The organism is Methanobacterium sp., assembly GCA_030017655.1.
Classification (GTDB): Archaea; Methanobacteriota; Methanobacteria; order Methanobacteriales; family Methanobacteriaceae; genus Methanobacterium_D.
This window is the reverse complement of the sequence record JASEIM010000014.1, coordinates 46,548-57,027: the sequence shown is the minus strand read 5'-3', so window position 1 is coordinate 57,027 and position 10,480 is coordinate 46,548. Positions and strand designations below refer to the sequence as shown.

Below are 10,480 nucleotides of genomic sequence, written 5' to 3'. Positions count from 1 at the left end.
CTTGGGGTTGGCGGTGGATTTATAACGGTTCCATTCATGGCTATTTTTATGAGATACAGTATGCATGAAGCTATTGGAACATCCACCGCTGTTATTGTGTTTACTTCAATTGGAGGGATAATTTCCTACATCCTTAATGGATTGGGGATATATGGGTTACCTCCCTATTCCATTGGATATGTAAACATGTTTCAATTTGTTTTTTTAGCTGGTGCAAGCATTCCTATGGCGCAGTTGGGAGTTAAAGCTGCACATAGCCTTCCATCCAAACATTTGAACTATATTTTTATATTAATGCTAGTTTATATAGGTCTGAAGATGATGGGGATTTTATAAATAAATGGGGGGGGGCAATGTCATTGATAAATCCCTTGGGGGTTCAAGCATCTTTATTTTCATCTGATTTTAAAGACAACTAAAGTTGAGGTGATGAAGTTCACCATTAACCCTTTTGAATATGAAATAGACAAATCGGTTAATTTTTTCAGATTTTAGGAAATACTACCTCACAGGGTAATTGGAATTGGAAAAATCACTAAAAACTATTAAAAGTAATTCAATAAATTATTTTCATTTCTAGGGATAGGTAATGTGAAGTAAAAGGTTGAGCCTTTACCTAACTCTGATTCAACCCAGATTTTTCCACCATGATGGTCTATTATTCTTTTAACAATTGCTAAACCTATTCCAGTGCCTTCATATTCATCCATGGTATGTAAACGCTTAAAAACTTCAAATATTCTGTCAATGTATTGTTTTTCAATTCCAATACCATTGTCACTTACTGAAAAAATATATTCATCTTTTTTCTTTTTACATGAAATATGGATTTTTGGGGGGTATTGGGGCTTTTTGAACTTAATGGCATTTGAGATCAAATTCTGGAAGATTCTGATCATCTGGTTAGGATTTGCAACAACGGCTGGAAGGTTATCATGTGTAATTTCTGCATTTGATTCATTGATAATACTTTGTAAGTTTTCAATGGCTTTTTCAACTTTAAAATTGATATTGGTTTCTTTAAATCCTGTATCTGTCTTATCAATGCGTGAATATTCAAGTAATCCCTGGATCATGTTCTTCATTCTGGTTGCGCCTTCAACCATAAAGTTAAGAAACTCATCGGCATCCTCATCTAATTTTCCTTTGTAACGTCTCTGCAATAATTGAGCAAAACTGGCAATATTACGTAATGGTTCCTGCAGATCATGACTTGTGATATAAGCAAAACTCTGCAATTCCTCATTAGAACGTTCCAATTCGGTGATTGTTTCTTTCAATTGGTTTTCAGTCCGTTTTAATTCAGTTATATCATGAGAAACTGAAAGAACTGTATTTGTTTCTCCGTTTTCATCATATTCAGGAGCTAAGTATGTATAAAAAGTCTTTAAGCCGTTTATAGTGGGTATTTCAGTTTCAAATTCTTCCATCATCCCTGTTTCAAAAACTTTTTTAGCTTTTTCTATAAGCGGGACTGTAAATTCCTCAGGTATTCTTAATTCATCAATTTTTTTGCCCATAAAATGTTCTGGAGGCATACCTGATATATTTATGACTACAGGGTTTACATAGACGTTTTTAAACCTTTTATCCATTCTGTTTATAATGTCTGGTGAGTTTTCAGCAAGGGTTTTAAATTTTAATTCACTTTGCTGTAATGAGTCATAGGCTTGTTTTAATTCTGCTGTACGCTCTTCAACCTTTTTTTCTAAATTATCATGGGCTTCTTTTAATGCTTGTGCTGAATAACGCTGTTTAAGGATCCGGTATAGTTCATTAGCCACTGACTGAATTTGTATTACATCATAGTCATCATATTCATCTACTTTATTTCCCACACCGAAAATGAACTTAACCTTGTCTTCATCAAATACTGGTGTACTTATGAATCTTTTTACCGGTGGATGTCCTTTTGGAAACCCTTTTCTATTAGGAGAATTTTTATAATCATTATATACAATCGGACGTTTAGCTTCTACGCAGTCAGTCCAGTTTCCTGATTCTTCAATAGAATAATGATTTTTAAATGAAGCTTTGCAAGTATTCCATGCTTCATTATTCCATGCTGTTAAAACAATAGTTTTCTGGTCATCGGAGATCCTATGGAAAAATCCAATAGTGCTGTCTGTGAGGCTAACTGTATAATCCAGGGTACATTCATAAAGTTCTTTGTCTGTAAGTTGAGGTGCTTTTTTGTAAAGTTCAAGAAGAAAACTTTCCCGTTCCACCTCTTTGCGGAAATGATCTTCACTTTTTTTACGTTCTGTGATATCTTGAATTTGCACCAAAAAACCAGAATCAATAACAGAAATAGTTAAATCAATAAAAGCAATTCCAGACCGTGTAGAATTGTGAATACTTAATCTTCTAATATTATCAAAATTTACTGGGAATTGGAGTTTAATTAATCCCTTTTTAAGTAATTCATCTTTTTTAGAGCTAATTGTAGCGTTATCAAATAAATTAATTTTTTTAACATCTTCTAATTTGGAAACACCAGCTATTTCTAAAGCTGATTTATTTATATCAGTTAATTTTCCTCCATTATCAAAAAATAGAATACCTACCGGTGATTTTTCAAAGATTTCCCTGAATTTATCATTCTGTTTCATGAAGAACCCTTTATGTTTATTTAAAAAAGTTTAATATAATATTGAATCAAGTAGTAATAATAAATTACTATTTAAATTTTTACTTATTCATGGCTTTTTTAACTTTAATCAAGTTAATTAGAGCCTAAATTAATTTCAAGCAGCAAAAGAAAAATATCTAAGCGATATCTTATCAAATTACAGAATTGATTCCTAAAAGCATTTAATAGGAATAGCTTTTTAATAAAAAATGGGCAGGTTTACCTGCTTTAACTTCGATTTAAAAAGCAGAAATACGTTTTATGGTAAGTATTTCAATATTATTAGTTTTTGAGTTTTGGGTCGTGCACTTGTGATTTTATATTAGTTTTCAAATGCTCTCTTGCACAACTAATTTTTTATTATATGCCCATAATAATGGATTGAACCAATCAAAAAAAGATAAGGAGGTCTATTGATCATGAGGTTAAGTGTCATAAAACACTCAAAAAATGAAATAGTCTTCTATAATCCTGCAGTATTCCAGGAAGATGAGGATCTGATAATATTTCCCTTCAAAGAGTTTGATAAATTCTATAATGAAACGGTAAGCAGCCTGAATGTTGTAAAAAGCATGATAGAAGATTCTCTAAAATCTGAATCAACCACAGACCCCCAAACAGATTTAAAACATATAGAAGACTGGATTAACCTCATAAAAGATGATATGGACTTCCTTATTAAATTTAATACACAAACAACACTAAACTCCTTTAATAAAAGAATTCCTAAGAAAATAGAACCTAAAAATAAAACTACTAATGTCAATAATATACAGAGAGAGCAAATACAGTGTTTAATGGGATTATAAAGGATTAAATTGAATGTTACTAATGTCATGATTCAAAGATGCAAAAAGTATCAATACTAAGAGATAAAAAAAGTATTTTTAGGTTTATTATTATATTCATACTAATACTTAATCTAATTTATATTATATTTGTTCAACGTCTTTTAATTCTAATTTAGCCATTTTCTCGTAAAAATTTAATTAAAAAGCGTTTTAGTTTTTATTAATCAATTAAAAATAAGGTACCAATTTATCTGTTAAAGTGAATATAATCTTTTCTATTTTTATTGAATAGCAAATATTATAATGATATTTTGATTATCCATAATTAGAAATCATGAATAACCAAAATTCAAAAATAGCAATATATGAAAAAAATTTTTAAGTACATTTTCATGGCCAGAAAAGACATTTAAAATCACAGAAATTATTTTTTCAGTTTGTTCAAGTGTATGCGGGTGTATTCTCTTATTTACTTTAGATTATAACGGGGAATTAAAATTGACAAAAAATAATATTAAATCTAAATTTGGACTTGAAATACAGGGATTTGATGATGAAAAATACACAGATGCTATATTAACATTACATGAAACGGGTTTAAATTTGCATTGGAAGGGAACATTTACAAAAAGAGATAAAGGGGATCAATTCATTAGATATGGGGATATAACGAGTATAGCTTTAGAAAAAGGATTGGTATATGACCGTATTGATATCATGTTTGCTGGGGGAAAAATCAAAATAGGCCTTATAGATAAAGTAGATGGATCTGATTTTGTGTCTTCAGTACAGGAGCAGATTGCTAATTTAAGAGATATTAATGAAAATAATTCCAAAAAAAGCAATCCAATTGATGAAATTAAAAAAGCCAAAGAACTTTTAGATTCAGGAGCAATAACAGAAGAAGAATTTGTAAAACTAAAGAAGAGAATAATATAATCTCGCGCCTTATTTATAGGACAAATACCCAATAGATGGCGACTAAATTGGCAAAAATATGTCCAAATTGTATAAAAGAAAATTTAATTGTTGCTAAGTTTTGTGAAGATTATGAAACTGCTTTATGTAACCTTTCAATCAAATTAAAGAGCAGTTCAAAAGAATTAAAAGAGAATTTAACATGCAAAGCTCAGGAAACTGTATAATCCCGGATTGTGAAACTATCATGACGGATTGTATTGGGCAGTCTAAAATTCAAGTATGATGAAAAAATAGGATTATTAAGGTATTGAACCTTAAAAGGAATTAGTTAAAGGATCAAATTAATTTTAAGGATTCAACGATGAAAATTAGTAAATATTACATTCAAAATATATAACAAAATTGTAATTATAATTATATCAAATAAGATGATTTTTTTCAACAATTTATTCATATTATGACTTGCTTTGGAGTTGCATAAAAATCTTTTTAACTTTCAATATATTTATCTTACTAAATTGTTTTTGAAATTATTCCATTAATTTAAGTTCAAAATTAAGTTCAAAATAGAATGTAGAATTAGGGTAGTTTCACGTTGTTAAGGTAAAAGTCTTTAAATGATTTTATAGAATGTTTAAAGCTTTCAGGATCTCTGGGTAGGACTATATAACCGTTCAAGTTATGGCAGTAAGCGTCATTTATCTCTTTTTTGTCTGCAGGCTCAGATATTACAAAAACAGGTACAGTTTTTATTATTGGATCTTCTTTTATTCTCCTTATTATCTGGACAATGTTGTTCAAGGGGGTTTTGGAGTAAATAATTATTATTTTATGTTCAAATTCTGTTATTGGGTTAGAATATTGTTTTAATGTTTGTATAAGTTTATTTAAGTCTTTAAAAATATGTATATTAATATCAGGATGTTTTAAATTATTTATTAGGGATTTAGGAGGGCTGTATTTCATTAAATAGATGTCAATTTTATTGATTTCTTCCAATTATTATTACCTCCGTCCCTTTTGTTTTGGGTGTTTTATTTTGTTGTCACAAAATTAAATATTATATTAACAGCTAACGTGATTTGGTGATGCGTATTGACATGATATGAGGCATAAGTTAATACTTTAAAATAGAAAAATAAGATTTATTGGGTCCAAAAATGTAAAACTAAACGATATGTATTTAGTGACATTATGTGTGAAATAGGATGTACTGTCTATCTTATTACTAAATTTGGTGCTATTTTGATATTTCAATTGAATTCTATAATATAATTCTTCAAATTTTTAAAAATGTGAAATTTCTATTGAAATCCATGGAACGACTGAAAAATGCTCTTTTAATCATATTAACCTTTCGTTAAAATTATGAGGAAGGCATGGATGTGATGAACGTGAGTCTAAATGATTAAGATTTACTGATATCTTGAAAATCTTATCTATTAAAGATACAGGTTCTGTCTGTCATAATGAATATTTAATAATATATAGTGTCTAAGGAACAAAACTATGGCTGAGAGCTTAAATCTCGTTTCGCGAATTATTTTGTTTTTTGCTCATAGAATTTTTTATTTACACCACGTAACGTAATAAAACTTAAAATTAAAGTATTATAAAATACATAAAATAAAACATTAAAAAGATTGAGGTTTGAACTAAAGTGAAGAATACAAATCTTAATTTATTAAATGAGGCGTATAAATGTAAACCCTCTGATTTAGAGTCTTTGCTGGGAAAAATAGAACTTGCAGTCAAAAAAAGCGAACATGTAGATGAAGAACTATTGAGGGCTAAACTAGTAGTAACCAGCAAATTAGCAGCTAATTATAGATATCATAAATAAAAAAATAATTTTTTTTTTAATGATATTAAATGGGATTCAGCTGTCAACAAGTTCAGTAAAATGAATTTAAGCACCTTAAATTGCTCTTTGAAATTAGAATATAAAATTTTATTATTAAGTGGAAATATCTAATTTATTTTTCATGTAAAATTTGAATAAGAATTATTAAGGGTTTCATTGACTTTTTTATTCATTTTGCCATAAATAATAATTAATATAAAAATTAAAATAATTAATAAATGTCTGGTGGTCTGATCATCGACCAGTCAAAAAAAATCCATATAATTCCAAATTTAGGAAAATTATAATTTCTAAATTTTGTTTAACCAGTGATTTTATGAAAATTGAAGAAATCATGGAATCTTATAAATCATTAATTGCAATTCCAGTTATTATAACCATAATTGCATTGGCCATATTAGCTTTCAATGGTTTAGATCAGGGAATAGAATTACAGGGAGGTACAATAGTTGATCTAGAGCTTCAACACCCAATAACTCAAACTGAATTAGAAAGTCTAATTGGTGGTGATCTGGGATTAACTGAGGTTGATGTTAATTCAATTAGCTCTACACAAGCTACTGTAGAAATGGGTGGAGAAGTAAAATACGAAACTTTAGCAAATACATTAAATGGAACAGCAGTTATACAGAGCTTTAGATCTGTAGGACCTGTTTTAAGTTCAGAAGCATTAATACAGGTTTACTGGGCGATAGGATTTGCATTCCTATTCATGGCTGTAACTATATTTATCATATTCCGGAGTTTTGTGCCCTCGATGGCTGTAATTTTAGCGGCATTATCTGATATTATCATAGCTGCAGGAGGAATGTCCTTATTTGGAATACCTTTATCCATTGGATCAGTTGGTGCTTTGCTTTTGCTTATTGGATACAGTGTAGATACGGACGTTTTACTTACAACGCGCGTATTAAAACGTAGGGAAGGAACAATTACAGAAAGAGCAATCGACGCAATGAAAACAGGGCTTACAATGGCCATTACATCAATAAGCGCCATGATTACATTGTACATTGTAGTAATATTATTAATACCTTCTGCAGAAGTTCTTGCAAATATTGCAGCTGTTTTAATAATAGGGTTAACTGCTGACGTTTTAGTAACATGGCTTATGAATCTTGGAATACTCAGATGGTACATGGAGAGTGGTCGCAGATGAGTAAAATCACCGAATTTTTAAAGGATTATCGCGTTATACTACTTATAATATTGATTATAGTTAGTATAACTTCAATTTCAGTGTTAGGTATACAACAGGGACTGGATTTGGAGGGCGGATCAGTTATTCAAATTCATTTAGAGCAGCCTGTTGATCAGGCCACCATGAATACAGTTGTAACAGTCCTTGACAGGCGACTTAACATATTTGGTGTAAGAGACGTAAACGTGCGGGCAAGCGGAAATCAGGACGTAATTGTGGAAATTGCAGGAGTGAGGCCAGAAGAAGTTACAGATGTAGTGGGAACCCCGGGCGTGTTTGAAGCAAGAATAGATAACCAGACAGCCCTTACTGGAACTGATATAACAAATGTCCGACCATATCAAATCAGCGGAAATCAGTGGAGTGTGCCATTCACTGTATCTGTTCAAGGAGCAAACAGATTTGCACAGGTAGCCCAAGGTAGGGCAGGAGAACCTGTAGAAATGTATTTAGATGGTGAATTAGTATCTTCACCAGTTTTAAGTGAAGGACTGGCAACAGGAACACCGGTAACTGAAATAGAAGTCTCAGGAACTGCTGAAACCGCAGAGGCTGCAGAAAATGAAGCAAGAACCATACAAACTGTGTTACAGTCTGGTGCATTACCGGTACAGGTTAGTATTGCGGGAGTGAGCAGTGTATCAGCAGAATTAGGAGATCAATTCAGAACAGGGGCACTGATTGCAGGTTTACTGGCAGTTATAGTAGTATCTATTATCATATTTTTGCGCTATAGGGTTCCTTTACTTGTAATTCCAATAATATTTACAAGTCTTACTGAATTGCTCTTAATACTGGGAATAGCGTCTATTATACAATGGAATATAGATTTAGCTGCCATAGCAGGAATAATTGCAGCTATTGGTACGGGGGTAGATGACCAGTTAATTATAACTGATGAAGTTCTAAAAAAAGGGGATTCAAAAGAAGATAAAAAATCCAGAAAAAGGAGCGCTTCTTTAAGAATGAGAATTAAAGGCGCATTCTTCATAGTATTCGCATCGGCAGCTACGCTTATTGCAGCAATGCTTCCATTAGCTTACATTGGATTTTCCAGAGGTTATGCAGGAATAGGAATTCTCTCCGGGTTTGCATTCACCACAATAATAGGAATACTTGTTGGAATATTCATTACAAGGCCGGTATATGCAAAATTCATAGAAAGTTTCATCCAGTAGGAAAAACAAAATAATAGAAGTAGATAACATTTCTCAATTGGACTCTCAAATCCATTTGATTATATTTAAAAGTATATGTCGATAATAAAAGTTTTAAAGAATTCTATGAAATTCAAGGCCTTTAAAAAAGAATTTAAATCTACATTAAAATCATTCTCACCAGCCATATTGCTGATTTTTATATTTCAGATATTTTTTATAAGAATGAGTATTATGGAATTTATCCCCATTGTGGTTGGATTAATTTTTACATTATTTGGATTTGTAATTTTTATTCAGGGAGCTAAATTTGGGCTTTTACCTATGGGAGAGCAGATAGGAGCCTCTTTTATAGAAAAAAAGGCACTATTTATGATATTATTTTTTGGATTTCTCCTTGGAGTAACCCTTACCATAGCAGAACCTGACGTTAGGTTATTGGCATATCAGATCGAAAATATAGTGCTCTTTTTCTTAACTCAAAGAGAGATTATTTATGTAACGGCTTTAGGGCTAGGGGTATTTGCTATTGTAGCTATTTTAAGAATAATCCTTAATACGCCTATCAAATATATTTTAATACCAGGATATACAATAAATTTGGCACTTGCCCTAATTTCTAATGAAGAGTTTTTAACCACTGCATTTGACATGGGAGGAGTAACCACAGGTCCAATGACAGTACCTTTTTTAATTGCTTTTGGAATAGGAATAGCATCTGTTCTGGGTGGACGGGATAGATTAACATCTGGATTTGGAGTCATGGCAATTGGTTCTATAGGGCCGATTATGGCACTTCTGGTATATGGCCTAATCAAAGGAGGAATCTAATGGATTTCAATTTACCACTTGAAGTTTTTATTGAAGTTATTGAAGCCATAACTCCAGTTATCGTGTTATTTATATTTTTCCAGCTTATTGTACTTAAAAAAGTACCCCCTAATTTTAAGAGAATGCTTGTTGGTATATTAATGACCACAATAGGTTTTTTCTTATTCCTTTTAGGGGCTAGAATAAGTTTAATTCCCATGGGAGAAAAAATAGGCGCATTTTTATCGGAAACAAATTCATTTTTAGTGATTTTCCTGATATTTGTTATAGGTATTATCGTTGTTTTTGCTGAACCTGCTGTTAGTCTTCTTGCTTATGAAATAGAAAAAGTTTCGGCAGGATATTTAAAAAGAAAATATATCATTCCAATTATTGCATTGGGAGTTGGAATTGCATTAACACTTATAATCTTGAGAATTTACTTTGAAATTCCTATTGCATTTATTTTAATACCAGGATATATTCTATTACTGTTTTTAACGTATATATCTCCCGGAGATATCATTCCCATAGCATTCGACTCAGGGGCTGTTGCTACAGGGCCAGTAGTTGTTACCTTTGCTCTACCAATCATAACCAGTATTGCCATCGGTATGCTGGGTGGTGAATCTGGTGTTTTTGGACTTGGAACCATTGGAGTAATAGCCATGTGCCCCATAATTCTCATGTTATTATTTGGAATCATGATTAAAAGGAGGATAAAAAAATGAACAATGGAAACCCATTTCAGATTATTTTTGCGATTGTTGAGGCAGAAAGGGGAAGTGAAATCTTAGAAGAAGCACAAAAAGCAGGGGCAGAGGGGGGAACAGTTTTCTATGGGCGAGGAACTGGTGTACATGAACATGAAAAGATTTTAGGGATTCCAATCGAGCCAGCTAAAGAAATAATCATGATACTGATTAAGAAAGAACTTGCAGACAAAGTACTTGATGCTATTGTAAGAGCAGGAAAATTAAATGAACCCGGTAAAGGACTTGCATTTGTGCTGAATGTTTCTAAGGTGGCGGGAATATGTCATGATCCATCATGTTCAATTGAAGATGAATTCTAAAAATAGGTTCTTGTAATGAATAAGATAAG

At 31.5% G+C, this 10,480-nt stretch carries 12 protein-coding genes; 10 read left to right on the top strand and 2 right to left on the bottom strand.

What is annotated here, in order from left to right; genetic code table 11:
* Positions 1-336: sulfite exporter TauE/SafE family protein (locus tag QMD61_07585; GenBank protein MDI6724493.1), on the top strand; the 336-nt coding region annotated here is incomplete at its 5' end.
* 209 nt (positions 337-545) lie between these two features.
* Here QMD61_07585 and QMD61_07580 read toward each other — a convergent pair.
* Positions 546-2,612 (bottom strand): ATP-binding protein, encoded by a 2,067-nt coding sequence (locus QMD61_07580; GenBank protein MDI6724492.1) that lies wholly within the window; start codon positions 2,610-2,612, stop codon positions 546-548.
* Between the two features lie 439 nt (positions 2,613-3,051).
* Here QMD61_07580 and QMD61_07575 point away from each other — a divergent pair, with 439 nt between their 5' ends.
* The 3 genes from QMD61_07575 (at position 3,052) to QMD61_07565 (ending at position 4,568) form a co-directional block, all read left to right on the top strand.
* Positions 3,052-3,441, top strand: coding sequence for a hypothetical protein (locus tag QMD61_07575; protein MDI6724491.1), 390 nt, complete (start codon positions 3,052-3,054; stop codon positions 3,439-3,441).
* A 480-nt stretch (positions 3,442-3,921) separates the two neighbouring features.
* On the top strand, positions 3,922-4,362 hold the full coding sequence (locus tag QMD61_07570; protein ID MDI6724490.1) for an SHOCT domain-containing protein: 441 nt from the start codon (positions 3,922-3,924) through the stop codon (positions 4,360-4,362).
* 47 nt (positions 4,363-4,409) lie between these two features.
* Entirely contained in the window at positions 4,410-4,568 is a 159-nt protein-coding gene (locus QMD61_07565) for a hypothetical protein (protein ID MDI6724489.1), read from the top strand.
* A 355-nt stretch (positions 4,569-4,923) separates the two neighbouring features.
* Here QMD61_07565 and QMD61_07560 read toward each other — a convergent pair whose 3' ends face one another.
* Positions 4,924-5,343: a hypothetical protein gene (locus tag QMD61_07560; GenBank protein MDI6724488.1), complete on the bottom strand. Its 420-nt coding sequence runs from the start codon at positions 5,341-5,343 to the stop codon at positions 4,924-4,926.
* A 661-nt stretch (positions 5,344-6,004) separates the two neighbouring features.
* Here QMD61_07560 and QMD61_07555 point away from each other — a divergent pair.
* The 6 genes from QMD61_07555 (at position 6,005) to QMD61_07530 (ending at position 10,451) form a co-directional block, all read left to right on the top strand.
* A complete protein-coding gene (locus tag QMD61_07555; GenBank protein MDI6724487.1) occupies positions 6,005-6,187 on the top strand; it encodes a hypothetical protein in 183 nt (60 codons plus the stop codon).
* A 337-nt stretch (positions 6,188-6,524) separates the two neighbouring features.
* Positions 6,525-7,367: a protein translocase subunit SecF gene (locus tag QMD61_07550; protein ID MDI6724486.1), complete on the top strand. Its 843-nt coding sequence runs from the start codon at positions 6,525-6,527 to the stop codon at positions 7,365-7,367.
* Positions 7,340-8,587, top strand: coding sequence for a preprotein translocase subunit SecD (locus QMD61_07545; GenBank protein MDI6724485.1), 1,248 nt, complete (start codon positions 7,340-7,342; stop codon positions 8,585-8,587). Before QMD61_07550 ends, QMD61_07545 begins: the two co-directional genes overlap by 28 nt.
* A gap of 105 nt (positions 8,588-8,692) precedes the next feature.
* The gene (locus QMD61_07540) at positions 8,693-9,397 is read left to right on the top strand and encodes a DUF1538 domain-containing protein (protein ID MDI6724484.1); all 705 of its coding nucleotides are present in this window, start codon (positions 8,693-8,695) and stop codon (positions 9,395-9,397) included.
* Positions 9,397-10,107, top strand: coding sequence for a DUF1538 domain-containing protein (locus tag QMD61_07535; GenBank protein ID MDI6724483.1), 711 nt, complete (start codon positions 9,397-9,399; stop codon positions 10,105-10,107). Before QMD61_07540 ends, QMD61_07535 begins: the two co-directional genes overlap by 1 nt.
* The gene (locus tag QMD61_07530; protein ID MDI6724482.1) at positions 10,104-10,451 is read left to right on the top strand and encodes a P-II family nitrogen regulator; all 348 of its coding nucleotides are present in this window, start codon (positions 10,104-10,106) and stop codon (positions 10,449-10,451) included. Before QMD61_07535 ends, QMD61_07530 begins: the two co-directional genes overlap by 4 nt.
* The last annotated feature ends 29 nt before the right edge of the window (positions 10,452-10,480 follow it).